20 protein-coding genes are annotated in these 16,263 nt (G+C 70.4%); 8 read left to right on the top strand and 12 right to left on the bottom strand.

The genetic code is table 11. The annotated features are described in order from the left end of the window. Positions 1 to 3 precede the first annotated feature (3 nt). From ligD (BMW88_RS17710) to BMW88_RS17695, 4 genes are all read right to left on the bottom strand, one after another. The gene (ligD, locus tag BMW88_RS17710) at positions 4 to 879 is read right to left on the bottom strand and encodes a non-homologous end-joining DNA ligase (protein WP_177221162.1); all 876 of its coding nucleotides are present in this window, start codon (positions 877 to 879) and stop codon (positions 4 to 6) included. After that, positions 866 to 2,314, bottom strand: coding sequence for a non-homologous end-joining DNA ligase (gene ligD / locus BMW88_RS17705; RefSeq protein WP_089951919.1), 1,449 nt, complete (start codon positions 2,312 to 2,314; stop codon positions 866 to 868). The genes ligD (BMW88_RS17710) and ligD (BMW88_RS17705) overlap by 14 nt, the downstream gene beginning before the upstream one ends. Then, a complete protein-coding gene (ku, locus tag BMW88_RS17700) occupies positions 2,314 to 3,135 on the bottom strand; it encodes a non-homologous end joining protein Ku (RefSeq protein ID WP_089951918.1) in 822 nt (273 codons plus the stop codon). The genes ligD (BMW88_RS17705) and ku overlap by 1 nt, the downstream gene beginning before the upstream one ends. Before the next feature lie 183 nt (positions 3,136 to 3,318). Further along, on the bottom strand, positions 3,319 to 4,296 hold the full coding sequence (locus BMW88_RS17695) for a tyrosine-type recombinase/integrase (protein WP_089951916.1): 978 nt from the start codon (positions 4,294 to 4,296) through the stop codon (positions 3,319 to 3,321). A 616-nt stretch (positions 4,297 to 4,912) separates the two neighbouring features. Between BMW88_RS17695 and BMW88_RS17690 the strand changes: the two genes are divergently transcribed. Next, positions 4,913 to 5,407: a DinB family protein gene (locus BMW88_RS17690; RefSeq protein ID WP_089951915.1), complete on the top strand. Its 495-nt coding sequence runs from the start codon at positions 4,913 to 4,915 to the stop codon at positions 5,405 to 5,407. An 84-nt stretch (positions 5,408 to 5,491) separates the two neighbouring features. Beyond that, positions 5,492 to 6,286, top strand: coding sequence for an LLM class flavin-dependent oxidoreductase (locus tag BMW88_RS17685; RefSeq protein WP_177221161.1), 795 nt, complete (start codon positions 5,492 to 5,494; stop codon positions 6,284 to 6,286). On the opposite strand, the gene BMW88_RS17680 is transcribed toward BMW88_RS17685, so the two are convergent. Both BMW88_RS17680 and BMW88_RS17675 read right to left on the bottom strand, forming a co-directional pair. Next, complete coding sequence (locus BMW88_RS17680; RefSeq protein WP_089951912.1) at positions 6,275 to 6,835, bottom strand: TetR/AcrR family transcriptional regulator; 561 nt, start codon at positions 6,833 to 6,835, stop codon at positions 6,275 to 6,277. The genes BMW88_RS17685 and BMW88_RS17680 overlap by 12 nt on opposite strands. A gap of 10 nt (positions 6,836 to 6,845) precedes the next feature. After that, on the bottom strand, positions 6,846 to 7,718 hold the full coding sequence (locus BMW88_RS17675; protein ID WP_089951910.1) for an SDR family NAD(P)-dependent oxidoreductase: 873 nt from the start codon (positions 7,716 to 7,718) through the stop codon (positions 6,846 to 6,848). Positions 7,719 to 7,811: 93 nt separating this feature from the next. Between BMW88_RS17675 and BMW88_RS17670 the strand changes: the two genes are divergently transcribed. Then, positions 7,812 to 8,363, top strand: a complete 552-nt coding sequence (locus tag BMW88_RS17670; RefSeq protein ID WP_089952189.1) for a cadmium resistance transporter — start codon at positions 7,812 to 7,814, stop codon at positions 8,361 to 8,363. A gap of 21 nt (positions 8,364 to 8,384) precedes the next feature. Here BMW88_RS17670 and BMW88_RS17665 read toward each other — a convergent pair whose 3' ends face one another. Next, complete coding sequence (locus BMW88_RS17665; RefSeq protein WP_089951909.1) at positions 8,385 to 8,651, bottom strand: hypothetical protein; 267 nt, start codon at positions 8,649 to 8,651, stop codon at positions 8,385 to 8,387. After that, positions 8,648 to 9,595 (bottom strand): helix-turn-helix transcriptional regulator, encoded by a 948-nt coding sequence (locus BMW88_RS17660; RefSeq protein ID WP_089951907.1) that lies wholly within the window; start codon positions 9,593 to 9,595, stop codon positions 8,648 to 8,650. The genes BMW88_RS17665 and BMW88_RS17660 overlap by 4 nt, the downstream gene beginning before the upstream one ends. A 121-nt stretch (positions 9,596 to 9,716) precedes the next feature. Here BMW88_RS17660 and BMW88_RS17655 point away from each other — a divergent pair, with 121 nt between their 5' ends. Then, on the top strand, positions 9,717 to 10,466 hold the full coding sequence (locus tag BMW88_RS17655) for a ZIP family metal transporter (RefSeq protein WP_089951905.1): 750 nt from the start codon (positions 9,717 to 9,719) through the stop codon (positions 10,464 to 10,466). Between the two features lie 33 nt (positions 10,467 to 10,499). Here the strand turns inward: BMW88_RS17655 and BMW88_RS17650 are convergent, their stop codons facing one another. Beyond that, positions 10,500 to 11,129, bottom strand: coding sequence for a class I SAM-dependent methyltransferase (locus tag BMW88_RS17650; protein WP_089951904.1), 630 nt, complete (start codon positions 11,127 to 11,129; stop codon positions 10,500 to 10,502). Positions 11,130 to 11,216: 87 nt separating this feature from the next. Then, positions 11,217 to 11,915 (bottom strand): SDR family oxidoreductase, encoded by a 699-nt coding sequence (locus BMW88_RS17645; protein ID WP_089951902.1) that lies wholly within the window; start codon positions 11,913 to 11,915, stop codon positions 11,217 to 11,219. A 201-nt stretch (positions 11,916 to 12,116) separates the two neighbouring features. On the opposite strand from BMW88_RS17645, the gene BMW88_RS17640 reads away from it, so the two are divergent. The 3 genes from BMW88_RS17640 to BMW88_RS17630 all read left to right on the top strand — a co-directional run bounded on the left by BMW88_RS17640 (position 12,117) and on the right by BMW88_RS17630 (position 13,942). After that, positions 12,117 to 12,410, top strand: a complete 294-nt coding sequence (locus tag BMW88_RS17640; protein WP_089951900.1) for a hypothetical protein — start codon at positions 12,117 to 12,119, stop codon at positions 12,408 to 12,410. A gap of 70 nt (positions 12,411 to 12,480) precedes the next feature. After that, positions 12,481 to 13,344 (top strand): ferredoxin family protein, encoded by an 864-nt coding sequence (locus BMW88_RS17635; RefSeq protein ID WP_089951899.1) that lies wholly within the window; start codon positions 12,481 to 12,483, stop codon positions 13,342 to 13,344. 76 nt (positions 13,345 to 13,420) lie between these two features. Further along, positions 13,421 to 13,942, top strand: a complete 522-nt coding sequence (locus BMW88_RS17630) for a P-loop nucleotide/nucleoside kinase family protein (RefSeq protein ID WP_177221160.1) — start codon at positions 13,421 to 13,423, stop codon at positions 13,940 to 13,942. Here BMW88_RS17630 and BMW88_RS17625 read toward each other — a convergent pair. Beyond that, on the bottom strand, positions 13,909 to 14,526 hold the full coding sequence (locus BMW88_RS17625) for a TetR/AcrR family transcriptional regulator (protein ID WP_245777869.1): 618 nt from the start codon (positions 14,524 to 14,526) through the stop codon (positions 13,909 to 13,911). The two genes, BMW88_RS17630 and BMW88_RS17625, sit on opposite strands and share 34 nt — an antisense overlap. 219 nt (positions 14,527 to 14,745) lie before the next feature. Here BMW88_RS17625 and BMW88_RS17620 point away from each other — a divergent pair, with 219 nt between their 5' ends. Next, the gene (locus tag BMW88_RS17620; RefSeq protein WP_089951896.1) at positions 14,746 to 15,246 is read left to right on the top strand and encodes a CGNR zinc finger domain-containing protein; all 501 of its coding nucleotides are present in this window, start codon (positions 14,746 to 14,748) and stop codon (positions 15,244 to 15,246) included. Between the two features lie 32 nt (positions 15,247 to 15,278). On the opposite strand, the gene BMW88_RS17615 is transcribed toward BMW88_RS17620, so the two are convergent. Then, positions 15,279 to 16,190, bottom strand: a complete 912-nt coding sequence (locus BMW88_RS17615) for a pentapeptide repeat-containing protein (protein ID WP_089951894.1) — start codon at positions 16,188 to 16,190, stop codon at positions 15,279 to 15,281. Positions 16,191 to 16,263 lie beyond the last annotated feature (73 nt).

Here is a 16,263-nt window from a genome sequence, read left to right as displayed (position 1 = left end):
ACATCAACCCCCGAACAGGTCACCGGCCACCTCGACCCGCTCCAACACCTCATCCGCCGTGAACACCAGGTCCTCCGGCACCTCGCACTCCTCGACCTCGTCCCACGTGATCGGCGTCGACACCGTCGGCCGCTCCCGCGCCCGCAACGAATACGGCGCCACCGTCGTCTTCGCCGGGTTGTTCTGCGACCAGTCGATCAACACCTTGCCGGTGCGCTGCGCCTTCGCCATCGTCGACACCACCAGCTCCGGCATCTCCCGCGCCAGCCGCACCGCCACCCCCTTCGCGTACTCCGACGTGTCCTTCGCCGGCGCGTACGCGTACACCTGCATCCCCTTGTTGCCCGACGTCTTCGCCCACGAGTCCACACCGTCGTCGTCGAGCACCACCCGCACCCGCTCAGCCACCCGGCAACACTCCACCACCGTCGCCGGCGCCCCCGGATCCAGGTCGAACACCAGCAGATCAGGATCCCGCTTGCCCCCACGCGGCCCCACCGTCCACTGCGGCACGTGCAACTCCAACGCCGCCAGGTTCGCCAACCACACCAACGTCGCCAACTCGTCCACCATCACGTAGTTGACCGACTCGTTGCCCTTCGAGCTCCCCGGCGACTCCAACCGCACCGTCCGCACCCACTCCGGCCGGTGCTCCGAGGCGTTCTTCTCGAAGAACCACTTCCCGTCCACCCCGTTCGGATACCGCTTCAACGTCACCGGACGATCCCGCAGATGCGGCAACAACACCGGCGCCACCCGCGTGTAGTAATCGATCACCTCACCCTTGGTGAACCCGAACTCCGGATACAGCGGCTTGTCCAGGTTCGTCAGCTTCAGCACCCGATCCTCCACCCGCACAGTGGCATCACTGCTGCTCAACGCGACGCACCTCCTCGGCCGACTTGTCCGGCCGCAACCCCCGCCACGCCGGGAACCGCATCCGCCCGTCCGGCGTCCACTGCCGGAACACCACCTCCGCCACCAGCTCCGGCTCCACCCACCTCGCGCCCCTGGACCTCTCCCTCGGCATCTCCGTCACGAACGGGGAGGACTTCCGCGCCAACGCCTCCAACCGCGGCGTCAACACCGCCAGCTCCGCATCGTTGAACCCGGTACCCACCGACCCCGCGAAAGCCAACCCGTCACCCCGCGGAATACCCAGCAACAACGCACCCACCACACCCGCGCGCTTGCCCTCACCCATCCGCCAGCCGCCGATCACCACCTCCTGCGCCATCAAATCGGTGATCTTGCGCCACACCGGCGACCGCATCCCAGGCTGGTACACCGAGTCCAGCCGCTTCGCGACCACACCCTCCAACCCCTGCTCCCGGCTCGCCGCCAGCACCGACGCCCCGTCCTCGTCAAAGGACGGGGGAGTCAGCCAATGCGGACCCCGCAGCTCCAACCCCCGCAACAACTCACGACGCCGCCGAAAAGGCAGGTGCAACGTGGAACTGCCATCCAAATGCAAAAGATCGAACAACAACAACGTCACCGGATACTGCCTGGCCGCCCGCCGCGCCGCCTCCGACTTGCTCACGTGCATCCGGTTCTGCAACGCGCTGAAACTCGGCCGACCATCCCGCAACGCGACGATCTCCCCGTCCAGCAACGCCTCCGTCGCCCCCAACTGCTCACCGACACCCTGCAACTCCGGATACGCCACCGTGATGTCGTTGCCCAGCCGCGACCACGCCTGCACCCGCCCACCCTCGACCCGCAGGATCGCGCGAACACCATCCCACTTGAACTCGTACGCCCACAGATCGTCATCGTCCTGGGGGAGAGGACCCGGAACCGCCAGCATCGGCTTGAGCAGCTCCGGCAACACCTCCCAGTCAGGACGCGCCGCGGCATGCCGCCGCTTCACCATCCAGTTCTTCCCGCCCTCACCCGACCGGAAGAACACGAACTGACCCTGCACACGACGACCGCGAAGGACAACGTCCACCTCACGGTCCGACCACTTCACCGTCTCATAACGGCCGCGATCCCAGATGAACATCTCACCGCCGCCGTACTCACCCTTCGGAATCTCCCCCGAAAACTCCGCATACTCCAACGGGTGATCCTCGGTGTGCACCGCCAGCCGCACCACATCCGTCGTCGGCGGCAAACCCTTCGGCACCGCCCACGACACCAGCACACCACCACGCTCCAGCCGCACATCCCAATGCAAACTGCTCGCGTGATGCTCCTGAATCACAAAAGTGTCGTCATCACCCCGCGGCAGCTCACCCGCAGCAGCCGGCACCGGCTCCGGCGTCCGCCCCGGATCCCGCTTGCGCCGATACTCCTCAAGCCCCGCCACTACGCCGAAGAAGCCTTCTTCTTCGGCAACGCCTTCTTCGCGCCCTTCCGCCCCGCCTTCGCCTTCTCCACACTGCGCTCCAGAGCCGTCATCAAATCGATGACATCACCCTTCTCCTCGGCCTCCGGCTGCTCGGGCAACTCCGCACCCTCCGCCTTCGCCGCGATCACCTTCTCCAGCGCATCCCGGTAGTCATCGGTGAACGTCGCCGGATCGAAGTCCCCGGCCATCGACTCCACCAGCGACGTCGCCATCTTCAACTCCTGCGGCCGCACCTCGACGTCGGCGTCCAGGAAGTCGAACTCCGCCTTGCGGATCTCATCCGGCCACAACATCGTGTGCATCACCAGCACGTCATCACGCGCCCGGATCGTCGCCAGCGTCTCCTTCTGCCGAATCGTGATCTTCACGACCGCCAGCTGACCCGTCTTCACCAACGCGTCCCGCAACAACACGTACGGCCGAGCCGCCGCCTTGTCCGGCTCCAGGTAGTACGTCTTCTGGAAGTAGATCGGATCGATCTCCTCCACCGGCACGAACTCCAGGACGTCGATCGACTTGTCGGTCTTCACCGGCAACTTCTCGAAGTCCTCGTTCTCCATGATCACCATCCGGCCGTCGTCCAGCTCATAGCCCTTGGTGATCTCCGAGTACTCCACCTCTTCACCACACACCGAACAGACGCGCTTGTACCTGATGCGCCCGCCGTCCTCCCGGTGCACCTGGTTGAAACGGAAGTCGTGCTCCTCGACAGCCGTGTAGAGGCGCACGGCGATCGTCACCAACCCGAAGGAGATGGCCCCACGCCACACGGATCTCATTCTCACTGGGTACCCCCGAGATGCGGTTTTCGCACTACCAGGTCACCCACCCGGCCTAACGATCCGGCAACTGAGCGACCCCCGGCCCACGCGTCACACCCCAGACTCGCGCACCAACCTGGAACCCGGCTAGGGCCCGCGAACACCACACCCGGAGACCGAACTACACACCCGGAGACCGAACTACATGTCCTTCAACGCCCGATACGTCCGATTGCTCGCCACCGCCGCCCGACGCTCACGCGCCGTCGCCTCGATGTAGTTCTGACTCGTCGCCAAACTCGCATGCCCCAGCAACGCCATGATCTCGCTCGCCGACGCCCCGTCCTCCGCCAGCCTCGTCGCGAACGTGTGCCGCAACGCGTGCAGGTTCGCCCCCGTCGGCACCCGGTCGTTCAGCCCCGCCCACCGGAAGCACGACTTCACCAGGTACTCCAGCCCACCACGCCCGATCGGCTCACCGTGCCGGTCCCGCAACAGCGCCGAGTCCCGGTCGAACCGCCCCTGCGGAAAACGCCGCCGGCAACTCTGCAGGTACGCGTCGACGATCCGCTCCATCGGCGGCTCGATCGGAACCGACCTGTCCCGGTTGCCCTTGCCCTTCACGTGCAACCTGCGATCTCCCTCCCGCCCCACGACGCTGGCCAGCGTGAGCGTGCGCATCTCGGCACTGCGCAGCCCCGCCACCAATCCCAGGGCGATGACCAGCACGTCCCGCTCCGGCCACGGGTCCCGGCCCTTGCGCGCACCCTCCGCGGCCGCCGTCAGCAACTGCTCCGGCGTGTCCTCGCCCCGCAGCGGCTTGGGCACCAGGGGAGGGGTCCTGGGCCGCGCCACCGCACCCATCGGGTTGCCCGCGATGAGGTCCTCGGCCACGCAGAACGTCAGGAACTGGTTCCACGTCGACCAGGCCCGCAGCACCGAACTCTTGGCGTGGGTGTCGGCGAACAACCCGAAAGCGTGACGGAGGTTGGCCCCGGTGAGGTCGCTGACGGTGAGGTCCTCGACGGGGGAGCGGAGCGTCTCGGCCAGGAGCGCGGTCACGCCGGCGAGATCGCGCTGGTAGGCGGCCGTGGTGTGCGGCGAGTCCTTGCGAGTCCGGCGGGCGAGGAAGAAGGCGTCCTGGGCGGCGAGCACGTGCATATGGATCTTGTACCGCACACCACCGACAATTCCGCGCTCTGTGCTGGATAATGGCGATTATGCATGAAATGTCCGTTTCGCCCGGTTCCTCGGGGCGCTGGGCCGGGTGGCGTCACTTGTCGGCCTGTCGGGGATCGCGAGCGTAATGGCGCCCCGCGGCGTACGTCTCCCTGACGACTCGTCGGTGCCGACCGCGCTCCGGCATCGCCGAGTGGTTCGGCAGTTGTGGCGTCTGCAAGCGTGACCGGCCTGCCCGCCGATTGATGCTTGCAGACGCGTCAACGCGGGCGTTGCGGCCCCTTCTGGAGTGATCTTCGCAGGTCACCGTTTTGCCGATAATCTACATTATGTCAAGTAACGTGGATCCGGCTCCGGCGGAGGGCTCTCCCACGGCGCTCGGCCGCAGTCTCTGACGCCTCGCGTCGGCGTGCGTGGGTGCGGTTCGCGGGTTCGGCGCCGCCCGCCGTCGGCGAGGCCCGTGTCTCCTGATTGCCATCGGAGATGTCGACGGTGGTTGCGCTGACGTCCTTCGGGGCGTCTGCCGCTTCCGGGTCCGACTGGGTTGCTTTTCGTCACCGTGTCGTTAGGCGCTCGCGTGGTTCTGAGGGCCTGAGGCGCGTGGCAGGCTGGGTCGGTGATCGATGACTTCGCCAAGGCGTACCTGCACGACGATCTCCGGGAGCTGCGTGCGGCGGTCGTGTGGAAGCTGGAGGGTCTCGCCGAGGCGGATGTGCGTCGTCCACTCACGGCAAGTGGCACGAACCTGCTGGGTTTGGTGAAGCATCTGGCGTTGTGGGAGTCGCGGTACTTCGGTGAGGTGTTCGGTCGGCCGTTTCCGGAGGCGTTGCCGCGCTGGGACGATGTCGCCGCGCGTGGGACTGACATGTGGGCGGCGGAGTCGGAGACGCGTGAGGACATCGTCGGGCGCTATCGGCGGGTGTGGGCGCATTCGGACGCGACGATCTCGTCTCTCGCGGTCGACTCTCCTGGCCGTGTGCCGTGGTGGCCGCGTCCTGAGGTGATGTTGTTCAACGTTCTGGTGCATGTGCTGACGGAGACGGCTCGTCATGCGGGTCATGCTGACGTCCTGCGGGAGCAGCTCGATGGCGCGACGGGTGCCGGTCCGTGACGCCCACTCCCCTCTTCTAACTGTTTTCGCTGGTCACATGCAGTCTCGATGATCTTGTCGGGGGTGCTTGCGACACTGTGGGGCATGCGTTTCGCGATCTATGTGCCTTCGTTCGGTTCGTCGCTCGGTGATCCGTCGGTGCTGGTGTCGCTCGCCGTCGCCGCGGAGGAGGCGGGGTGGGACGGGTTCTTCCTGTGGGATCACGTGGTGGTGCCGGACGAGCCGGTGGTGGCTGATGTGTGGGTGACGTTGGGTGCGGTGGCGGCGCGGACGTCGTCGATCACCTTGGGGCCGTTGGTGACGTCGTTGGGGCGGCGGCGGCCGTGGAAGGTGGCGTTGGAGGCGTCGACGTTGCAGCGGTTGTCCGGTGGCCGGTTGGTGCTGGGGGTGGGTGCCGGGGTGCCGCAGGACTACTCCCCCTTCGGTGAGCGCGTCTCGCGGGCGGTGGCGATGTCGGAGGGGGTGGAGTTGGTGCGGGCGTTGTTGTCGGGTGAGCCGGTTGAGCACCGTGGGGAGGTGTTCGCGGTGTCCGGTGTGCGGTTCGCGCCGGTGGAGGTGCCGATCTGGGTGGGTGGTGTGTGGCCGCGGGAGGTGCCGTTCCGTGCGGCGGCGCTGGCGTCGGGTGTGGTGCCGGCGACGTTCGGGCCGGGTGGGTTGGTGGTGCTCTCCCCTGCTGATGCCGCGCGGGTGAAGGCGGATTTCGTGGCGTCGGGTGGTCCGGCCGGTGGCGAGGTGGCGTTGTGGGGTGGGGCGTCGTTGCCGGAGGGGGTGCGGGAGTACGAGGAGGCGGGGGTGACGTGGTTGCTCACCGATGGTGGGGCGCGGGATGTCGAGGAGTTGCGGGCGTTCGTGGCGGCTGGGCCGCCGTCAGGCGTGTAGGCCGCGGAGCAGGGTGTTGAGGTAGCGGTGTGCGGTGGGGATGCGGTCGGCGGGGTTGGTGGAGTGGATGTAGGTGGCGTAGGCGATGCCGCACATGAGGGGGACGATGTCGGTGTCGGCGAGGTCGGGGCGGACGGTTCCGGCTTCGCGGGCGCGGGTGAGGAGTTCGGTGCCGAGGGTGATGATCTGTTGTTTGAGTTCGGTGGTGGTGGGGAGGGCGTCGTGGGTGAGGGCGGCGACTTTGGCGAGTGAGGGGTCGGTGACCTGGGCTTCGACGACTCGGGTGAGGAAGTCGGCGAAGGCTTGCCAGGGGTCGTCGTGCTGGAGTGCCTGTCGGCCGTGGTCGGCGAGTGCTCGCAGGCAGGGCGTGGCGACGGTTTCGAGGAGTGCTTCGCTGGTCGGGAAGTGCCGGTAGACCGTGCCGACGCCCAGTCCTGCGCGGCGGGCGACGTCGTTGAGTTGCAGTGGGATGTTGTCGTCGACGAGTTCTCTGGCGACGGAGAGGATGCGGTCCCAGTTGCGGGCGGCGTCTTTTCGCAGCGGCGTCATGCTTCCAAGCTTATTTGGATATCTCATCCGGAATGGTGGTGAGCGGGGCGTGGCGTCGGCTGAGCTCGTGCACGGCTTGGGCGGTGCGGGGGTCGGTGGCGGCGCGTGGGGGTGTGACGGGGGTGCCTTTGGGTCCGATCATCGTGCCGGTGGGGAGTGTGGGGTGGGTGGCGGCGGTGATGGAGGATCGGGCGGCGAGTGAGGCGGGGCCGGAGGTGGCGCGTTCGAAGGTGCGGCGCACGAGTGGCCAGAGCAGGCGGAGTGCGGGTGAGACGACTTTGGGGTGGCGGCTGTTGCTGTCGGTCATGTCGGTGGCGGCGCCGCCGGGGTCGGCGGCGAGGACGGTGATGCCGGTTGCGGTGAGTCGTCGGGCGAGGTCGAGGGTGTAGGCGAGGTGGGCGAGCTTGGCGCGTCCGTACCAGTGGAAGCCGTAGTAGCCGCCGGGTGGTTCGACGGTGTCGAAGACTTTTTTGGCGGCCATGGTCGCCGCGGAGGTCACGGCGACGATGCGTCCGGTGATCACGGGGAGCAGGAGTTCGGTGAGCAGGTAGGGCGAGAGGTGGTTGACGAGGAACGTCGCTTCGACGCCGTTGATGTCGGTTCGGTCGGGGAACATGGCGCCGACGTTGTTGACCAGGACGTCGAGGTGTCCTCGGGTGGTGAGGTGGCGGGCGAGTGAGCGGACTTCGTCGAGGGAGGAGAGGTCGGTCTGGAGGAAGTGGGCGGGTTGCCCTCCCCTGGCGTTGATCCTGTCGACGGCGGTGGCGCCTCGGTGGGCGTTGCGTCCGATGACGGTGACGGCGAAGCCGGCGTCGGTGAGGCCGAGGGCGGTTTCGAGTCCGATGCCGCCGGTGGCGGCGGTGATGACTGCTGTGGGTGTCACGGCACTCCCCTATTCGGATAGTTCATCCACTTGTGGTCGACGGTAGCACGATGCGGATGAACTATCCGTTCTTGGTGCGCGAGAATGCCCGTCGTGGATCTCGGGGTGGTCGGCCAGGCGGCGGGCATGTTCGCGGTGACCAACGTCGACGACCTGGTGCTCCTCGCGCTGTTCTTCGCGCGGGCCAGGTCCGCTTGGCGGGTGGTGGCGGGCCAGTACCTGGGTTTCGCGGCGATCCTGGCCGTGGCGGTGGTGGGCGCGCTCGGCGCGTCCCTGCTGCCCGAGCAGGTCCGCCCGTGGCTGGGCCTGGTCCCCCTGGCGCTGGGGTTGCGGGCCGCCTGGTCGTTGTGGCGCGGCTCGGATGACTCGGACGAACCGGAGACCGCCCCCGGCGTGGTGGCCGTCGCCGGCGTGACGCTGGCCAACGGTGGCGACAACATCGGCGTCTACGTGCCGGTCTTCACCGTCGCCGGCTCGGTGTGGGTCTACGTGGCGGTGTTCCTGGTGCTGGTCGGGGTGTGGTGCCTGGCGGGCCGGTTCCTCGCGTCGCGTCGGGTGGTGGCCCGCGCGCTGGCGAGGTGGGGGCACGTCGTCCTGCCGGTGGTGCTGGTGGCGATCGGTCTTCTGGTGCTGTTCTCGGGCTGACCGAGCCCCGGCTTGATGTGGTCAGGCGGGCCAGAGCGGCCGCGGCTGAGCCGGGTCTTGGATGGCCGCCGTCAGAGTGGCCGCGATCGCCGTCAGCTCCTGCTCGCTGAGGTCCCGCTCCCCCACGTGCCGCAGCAGCTCGGCCCGCGAGCACACCACCACGGCGCCGGTGTGGTCCTCCAGCTCGTCGGCGGCGACGAGCTGGGTCTGCCCGTTGTGCACGACCAGGACGGGGTCGGGCGTGTCGGTGTAGAGCAGGTGCTCGATGTCCCGTCCGGTGATGGTCATGGTGAGTCTTGTACGGCGCGGGCGTAGCGGGCCGCAAGAGAGCGAACGTGTGCCACGAGCTCCGGTGGTGAGGTGACCTCGAAGTCGAAGCCGAGCAGTCCGATCCACACGGCGAGGGTCTCGACCGAGTCCGAGCCGGTCACGAGCACGCACGTCGACTCGTCGACGGCTTCGACGGTGCCGGTGTGGGCGTTGATCCGGGCCGCCACGGCGTGTGCGGGCGCGTGGACGAGGACGCGGGCCTGGAAGCGCCACGCCGCCGAGGTGGCGCTGGCGGCGACGAAGGTGGTGGCGTCGAACTCGCGCGGGGTGAAGCGGGGGCCGAACGGCGGCGTGGGCGGGCTGATGCGGTCGACGCGGAAGCTGCGCCAGTCGGCGCGGTCGCAGTCCCAGGCGACGAGGTACCAGCGGCGGCCCCAGCTGACGAGGCGGTGGGGTTCGACGCGGCGGCGTGTGGGGGTGCCGTCGTGGGAGTGGTAGTCGAAGCGGATGGTGTCGCTGTCGCGGCAGGCGGCGGCCAGGGTGGAGAGCAGGCCGGGGTCGAGGGCCGGGGCCTGGTCGCGCGGGACGGACTCGACGTGCTGCAGGGCGGAGACGCGGTGGCGCAGGCGTGCGGGCAGGACCTGTTCGAGTTTGAGCAGGGCGCGCAGCGACGTCTCCTCCAGGCCGGTGACGGCGTTGGTGCGCAGGGCGGCGACCACGGCGACGGCCTCGTTGTCGTCGAGCAGCAGCGGGGGCAGTTCGGCGCCGGCGCCGAGGCGGTAGCCGCCGAACGACCCGGTGGTGGCGTTGACGGGGTAGCCGAGCTCGCGCAGGCGGTCGACGTCGCGGCGCACGGTGCGGGGGCTGATCCGCAGCTCGTCGGCGAGTTCGCTGCCTTGCCAGTCGCGGCGCGACTGCAGCAGGGCGAGCAGGTGCAGCAGGCGGGCCGAGGTCTCCAGCATGGGCAGACTTTAGGACAGCACGTGGCCGCAAGGCCGTCTGGCCTGATGTCCTGGGGGGTGTTCGTACCGCCACCGAGGCGCTGAGCCTGCTCAACGGTGATCCGTTCGCCAAGATGGGGGCGTGCCGCAATGGGTGGAAGCAGGGTTGTGGGGTCTGGCCGGTGGTGGCGCGCTCGTGCTGGGCGCGCTCGTCGCGTGGTTCGTCGCGGTGCCCCGGGACATCGTGGCGGTCGTGATGGCGTTCGGCGCCGGTGTGCTGACCGCGGCCGCGGCGTTCGAGCTGATGGACGAGGCGGAGCAGACCGGTGGCCTGCTCGCCACCTCGGCCGGGTTCCTGGCCGGCGCGGTCGCGTACGTGCTGGCGAACGTGCTGCTGGCCCGCCGCGGCGCCCGGCACCGCAAGCGCAGCGGCAACCAGCCCAGTGAGCAGGACCAGGCCGGCAGCGGTACCGCGATCGCGCTCGGCGCCCTGCTCGACGGTGTGCCGGAGTCGGTCGTGCTGGGCGTGTCGCTGATCGGCGGCGGCGGGGTCGGGGCGGCGATGCTGGCGGCGGTGGTGATCTCGAACGTGCCGGAGGGCCTGTCCAGCGTCGCCGGCATGAAGCGGGCGGGCCGCGGCAGCGGGTACGTCTTCGGCGTGTGGGGTGCGATCGCGGTCGTGAGCGGCCTGTCGGCGGCGCTGGGCAACGTGCTGCTCGACGGCGCGTCACCGCAGCTCATCGCGTTGATCACCGCGGTCGCGGCGGGGGCGATCCTGGCGATGATCGCCGACACCATGATCCCCGAGGCCTACGAGCGCGCCCGCCTCTACACCGGTCTGTGCACCACGGCCGGGTTCCTCACCGCGTTCGTGGTCGAGCGCCTGGGTTAGCCGGAAACCGGGCCAGCCGGGAAGCAGGGCCGGTCAGGCGCGCCACACGGTCGCGCTGCGGGTCTCGGTGCTCTCCAGGGTCAGCGGCACCGGCACCTCGTAGCGGGCCTGCCGGACGAACCGGTCGCGCGGCAGGTGCGCGCGGTCGGGGTCCCCCAGCAGCACGAGCGCGCCCCTGGCCGCCGCCCTGGTCAGGAACGGCAGCACCAGCGCGGTGATCCGCGCGTCGTAGAAGACGTCACCGGCCAGCACCACGTCGGCGCCGTGGGCGTCGCCGTCGAGCCGGTCACCGGGCAGGGTGGTGACCGCGACGCCGTTTCCCGCCGCGTTGAGCTCGACCGCCGCCAGTGACAACGGGTCGATGTCGTTCGCGGTCACCGAGTCCGCCCCCGCCAGTGCCGCCGCGATGGCCACCAGGCCCGAGCCGGATGCGAGGTCGAAGACCTTCTTGCCGCGCACCAGCGCGGGCCGGTCCAGCAGGTGCCGCGCGAGCGCCTGGCCGCCCGCCCACGGGAACGCCCAGAACGGCGGCTGGTCGTGGTCGGTGAGCTCCCACAGGTCCATCGCCTCCACCGCGCTGTGCAGGACGATCTCGGGCACCAGGGGCACCGGGGCCGGTGTCGTGTGGGCGAGCACGAAGTCGGTGAGCGTGGGCGCCGGCATGACGGAGAAGCTTAGGGGCAGCGCGCACGGCGGCCGCAGAGGCGAAAGACCGCACCTCCCGCCGCACCTCCCGCCTCATGTGCCGCCTCATGTGCCGCCTGTCACCCGCAGGATCGCGCCCGTCGTGTACGACGCCTCCTCCGACAGCAGCCACGCGATGGCGTTCGCGATCTCGTCGGCCTCCCCCGGCCGTCCCATCGGCACCCGCCCGGCGACGCGGTCCGGGCGGTCCGGCTGGCCGGAGAGCCGGTGGATGTCGGTGCGGATCGTGCCCGGCTGCACGCAGTTCACCCGGATCCCGCGGGGCGCGAGCTCCTTGGCCAGGCCGATCGTCATCGCGTCCACCGCGGCCTTGGTGGCGGCGTAGTGCACGTACTCGCCGGGGCTGCCCAGCGTGGCCGCGCCCGAGGACACGTTCACGATCGAGCCGCCGGTCATCCGCCGCGACGCCTCGCGGGCGACGAAGAACGCGCCGATCACGTTCACGTCCACGACCCGCCGCAGGTCCTCGGTCCGCAGCGAGGCCAGCGGGCCCGACGGGGAGGTGATGCCGGCGTTGTTCACCACGCCGGTGATGTCGTTCCCGGCGGCGTCGAACAGGCGCGTCACGTCGTCCTCGTCGGCGGTGTCGGCGCGCACGGCCAGCACGCCGAGCTCGTCCTCCAGCCGCCGCGCCTCGTCGGCGGCCTGGCGGTAGCTGATGACGACCCGGTGCCCGTCGCGCACGAGCCTGCGCGCGGTCGCGGCACCGATACCCCGGCTTCCCCCGGTGATCACCGTTGTCATGCCCCGCACCCTAGCTATGTTCGGCGCCGAATATTCGGGAGCGGATGTGACGGTCGAGCGCACCACTCCCCTGGCGCTGGCCCTGCTGGCGGAGCGGCCCGTGCGCCCCTGCGAGATGGCGCAGACCATGCGCGGACGCCACCAAGAGGAGGTGTTCAAGCTCAACGGTTCGCCGGGGAGTCCCCGCGGTTCGAGGCCGGCATGTCGCCGGTCGGCCTGCTCGCGCTCGCCGTCGTCGAGCAGCGCCGCGCCGCCGTGGACGAGCAGATCACCGCGCTGGCCACCCTCATCGGGCACGACGTCTGGGCGGCAACGTGGCGCCCTCGCCGCGCCACGCACCCGCACCGGCGCGCGCCGCACCGCCGCGGCCCGGTGAGCGGGTCGCGTTTCGACTCGGCCGGGGTGGTGAAGCCCGCCAGGACACCGGACACGTTGCCCCGGGCCGAGGTCCGTGACCGGAAGACCCAGTCCCCGTCCCGGCAGGAGAACCGCTGATGTCGACGAACACGAAGGTTGAGTAAGGGTGCCCTTAGTCATCACCCGATCGGCCGTATAGGGTGTGCGGATGAGGTGCTCCGTACTTTCCGGCTTCGCGGAGGAACCGCTGGCCGGTACGGCCGCGACCGCGACGGCGTGGTTGTGCCTGGAGCAACCGGGCCCGTGGGGCCGCGACGCGCTGCTGGAAAGCCACCTCGACCCCGAGCTCGGTGCCGAGCTGCAGCGCCGTGCGGCCGGCACCGGTGTGCGCGTGCTGCTGATCCGCCGCCCCGGCAAGCACGCCGACGACCGCACCCCCGCGCGCCGCCGCCTGTACCTGGCCTCGACGAAGCCCGGCGCGTCGTGGCTGGAGCAGGCGGATCTGGCAGCGCCGGAGGAAGCGCTCGAGCTGAACTTCGAGGCGCTGGGCGCGGGCCGCTCGACCGCGTTCGGCACCCCTGTCCGCGACCCGTTGCTGCTGATCTGCACCAACAGCAAACGTGACGTCTGCTGCGCGCTGTACGGCCGGCCGATCGCCACGGCGCTGCGGCTGTGGGAGTGCACGCACACCGGCGGGCACCGGTTCGCGCCCACCGGCGTCCTGCTGCCCACCGGTCACCTGTACGGGCGAATCGACCACCGGTTGGCCGAGCGCGTCGTCACGGAGGGCATCGTGGCCGACCGGTGTCGGGGCCGGTCCTGCTTCAGCCCGCGAGGGCAGGTCGCCGAGGTCGCCGTGCGCCGCCGGATCGGCGAGACCCGCGACGTGCTGACGGTGGTGGGCGAGACGCCCGGCTCCGCGACCGTGCGGCACACCGACGGCCGCGAGTGGCGGGTGACGCTGGCCAAGCAGCCCGTGCCGCCGCGCCCGGCCAGCTGCGGCAAGTCCCCCGACATCGCCATCGCACTGGTGGCCACCGCGATCGACGAGCTGGCCAGGATCAACCGCTGATCCCGGAGGCCGCCCCGGTGCCGGGCGAAGATCACGGAGCTGGCGGAGACCGGCCGCCGGCCGGAGAATCGAGCCGGTGCCCAGGCTCATCCACCTCAACGGTCCCACCGGCGTCGGCAAGTCGACCATCGCCGCCCGCTACGCCGCCGACCACCCCGGAACGCTCAACCTCGACGCCGACGAGGTGGTGCGGCTCGTGGGCGGCTGGCAGGACGACTTCTACGGCGCCGTCGGCCTCGTCCGCCCGCTCGCGATCGCCATGGCCGTCACGCACCTGTCCTCGGGCAACGACGTCGTGATGCCGCAGCTCGTCGCCCGCCGCGACGAGCGGGACCGGTTCGCGCAGGCGGCCCGGTCCGCCGGCGCGGACTACATCGAGTTCGTGCTGCTCGCCGCGCCCGAGACCACCATCGACCGGTTCCGGCACCGCGACCACCCCATCGACCCGGCCGTCGAGGCGCTGGGCGGCGCCACCCTGATCCGCCGGATCCACGACCACCTCGCCGCCTACCTGACGCCGCGGACCGCGGTGATCCAGACCGAGGGCGCCGAGCCCGGCCGGACCTACGAGGAGCTGCTCGCCGCGCTGGCGGCCTGACCCGGCCCGGCGCCGGGCACGGTCGCGCAGAACACGCCGATCCCCAGCGCGTACGGGTCGTCCAGGCCCACGGCCGCCAGCGTCTGCGCCGGCAGCGCGAGCAGGGAGATCGCCACGCCCAGGAAGTACGCGTCCAGCAGACCGGTGTCGCGCACGGTCGAGGGCAGGCCCGCCGCCTGCTGCAACGCCGCACCGGCCTCGGCGTTGGCGAGCACCATGCCCGACAACGCCTCGCGCACGCCCGGACGGCGCACCGCCTCCAGGTACAGCTCGACCATGGCGAGCATCTGCGTCGGGTCGCCGTCCACCGCCCGGCGCAGCAGCGCCGGGTACAGCTCGGCGACGTCGGCGGGGCTGATGTCGTGCGGCGTGGTCTCGCGCAGGCGCTCGACCGCGGCGCGGTGCAGGGACGTCATCCTGGCCGCGGCGGCGGTGAGGATCGCCTCGCGGGTCGGGAAGTAGTTCTTGGTGGTGCCGATCGGGACGCCGGCCTCGCGGTCGATCGCGCGGTGGGTCAGCCCGCGGCCGCCCTCCACCGCGAGGATCTGGATCGCGGTGTCGCACAGCAGATCACGACGGCTCACGGTCCGCGACCCTAGCAAGATCACCACAGCTGTGGTGAACCGGGCCGAACGTGCTGGTCCCGGCCGTCGCGGTGACCACTCCGCGTTCCACGACGAGGAACAGGCCGCACACGCAGCGCACGTAGGACACCGCGCCGTGCGAGGAGACGGCGGACGAGCAGGACCAGCGGCAGGCGGGGCAGGTGGCGATCATGTCCCCCAGCGTGCTGTCATGGTCTAGTGCATTTCAACCCTTACGGAGGGGCGGCCGCCGAGCTCGCCGCGACGCTGGTCAACACCGATCGGTCCGCGCACCTGATCGACGTGCTCGAAGCGTCGGACTACCGGCCGCTGGGGTCGCTGGACGCGCGGCAGGAACGTGACGTGCGGGACTGGATCGAGCGGCTGCGGCAGGTCTTCCGCGAACCCACCGTGGAGCTGCTCAACGAGCTGCTGGCCGAGTCGTCGACCGCGCACTACATCTCCACGCACGACGGCCGCGCACCGCACCTGCACTACGCACGCGAGGACGCCCCCACCGACGTGCGGGTCAAGGCCTACACCGCGGCGGGCATGGCCGCGTTGTTCTGCGAGGACGCCGGCCGCATCGGCTGGTGCGACCGGGAGGGCTGCGGCACCGCGTTCGTCGACACCAGCCGCAACGGGCGCCGCCGCTTCTGCTCCGCCAGGTGCGCGAACCGCGTCGCGGTCGCCAACCACCGCCACCGCCGCACCGGCTAGCGCCCCAAGCCGGGACACGTGGCCGGGGTGGGTCAGTCGGCGTGCACGCGGTGGCCGAAGCGGGTGTTCTCGAACGACGACTCGCCGCCGAACACGGCCTCCACGAAGTCCTCCCGGCCGCGGAACCACGAGCCCGCGAACGAGGCGTCGCCCGCGAACCAGGCGCGGCGGAACACCGCGCGGCCGGCGAACAGCGTGCCCGAGCAGTCCAGGTCCGATCCGAAGCGGGCGCAGGTGAAGTCCGCGCGGCCGCCGAAGCGGGCTCCGCGCAGGGCCGCCGGGCCGGCGACGTGGATGCCGGAGAGCTCGCCGTTGCCGCGCCACGCCGTGCGGCGCAGGTCCAGGCCACGGGCGAAGACCGATCCGGTGAACAGCACGTGCCGGGCGAAGAACGCGCCGCGGGCCGTGACGTCGCCCAGGAACGCCGTCTGGTCGAAGCGGGTGTCGCCGAGGAAGCGGGTGCCGTCGAACCGGGCGCCGCGCAGCCGGCAGTGCGAGAGGTCGAAGTCGACCAGGGTGGTGTGGCGCAGGTCGAGGTCGCAGTCCAGCCAGAAGCCGGGTCCCGGCCGCAGGTGTGCGAGCAGCGTGGCCTGCAGGATCATCCGCCACCGCCGGTCGACCTCGGTGCCCGGCCACGGCAGTGCCCGCAGCGTCTCGCACAGCACGTCCAGTGCCGGTTGCCGGTGGGACACGTCGGCCTCGCCGTAGGCGACCCAGTCCCGCAGCCCGCTCAGCCGGACCTCGGCCTCGGCCGCTCCGAGCCGCGAGCGGATGTCCTGCAACGGGGTGACGGGCTGGGATGCCGGGGCGGGCTGGGGTGTCGCGGCGCGGGGGGCGGCGACCTCGACGTCGTGGTGGAAGGTCAGCCGGCGTCTTCCCAGCGCCACCGCCGCCACGGCAAGAACACCCGAGGTTGCTGTGAGCCAGCGCGAGAGAGAAGACATGACTCGATGATGTGACCGGCGTCATCGCACCGGACAGTGGTGGAGTTCAACGCCGTGCCCACCGGCCGCGGCA

It is taken from the genome of Lentzea xinjiangensis (genome assembly GCF_900110955.1).
GTDB lineage: Bacteria > Actinomycetota > Actinomycetes > Mycobacteriales > Pseudonocardiaceae > Lentzea > Lentzea xinjiangensis.
This window is presented reverse-complemented; position numbering and strand designations above follow the sequence as displayed.

Excerpts from the sequence above, each read along its gene's own strand:
- ku (WP_089951918.1), bottom strand. The coding sequence starts at position 3,135 with ATGAGATCCGTGTGGCGTGGGGCCATCTCCTTCGGGTTGGTGACGATC.
- BMW88_RS17685 (WP_177221161.1), top strand. The coding sequence starts at position 5,492 with ATGCGTTTCGCGATCTATGTGCCTTCGTTCGGTTCGTCGCTCGGTGAT.
- BMW88_RS17680 (WP_089951912.1), bottom strand. The coding sequence starts at position 6,835 with ATGACGCCGCTGCGAAAAGACGCCGCCCGCAACTGGGACCGCATCCTC.
- BMW88_RS17665 (WP_089951909.1), bottom strand. The coding sequence starts at position 8,651 with ATGACCATCACCGGACGGGACATCGAGCACCTGCTCTACACCGACACG.
- BMW88_RS17660 (WP_089951907.1), bottom strand. The coding sequence starts at position 9,595 with ATGCTGGAGACCTCGGCCCGCCTGCTGCACCTGCTCGCCCTGCTGCAG.
- BMW88_RS17650 (WP_089951904.1), bottom strand. The coding sequence starts at position 11,129 with ATGCCGGCGCCCACGCTCACCGACTTCGTGCTCGCCCACACGACACCG.
- BMW88_RS17645 (WP_089951902.1), bottom strand. The coding sequence starts at position 11,915 with ATGACAACGGTGATCACCGGGGGAAGCCGGGGTATCGGTGCCGCGACC.
- BMW88_RS17640 (WP_089951900.1), top strand. The coding sequence starts at position 12,117 with ATGTCGCCGGTCGGCCTGCTCGCGCTCGCCGTCGTCGAGCAGCGCCGC.
- BMW88_RS17635 (WP_089951899.1), top strand. The coding sequence starts at position 12,481 with ATGAGGTGCTCCGTACTTTCCGGCTTCGCGGAGGAACCGCTGGCCGGT.
- BMW88_RS17615 (WP_089951894.1), bottom strand. The coding sequence starts at position 16,190 with ATGTCTTCTCTCTCGCGCTGGCTCACAGCAACCTCGGGTGTTCTTGCC.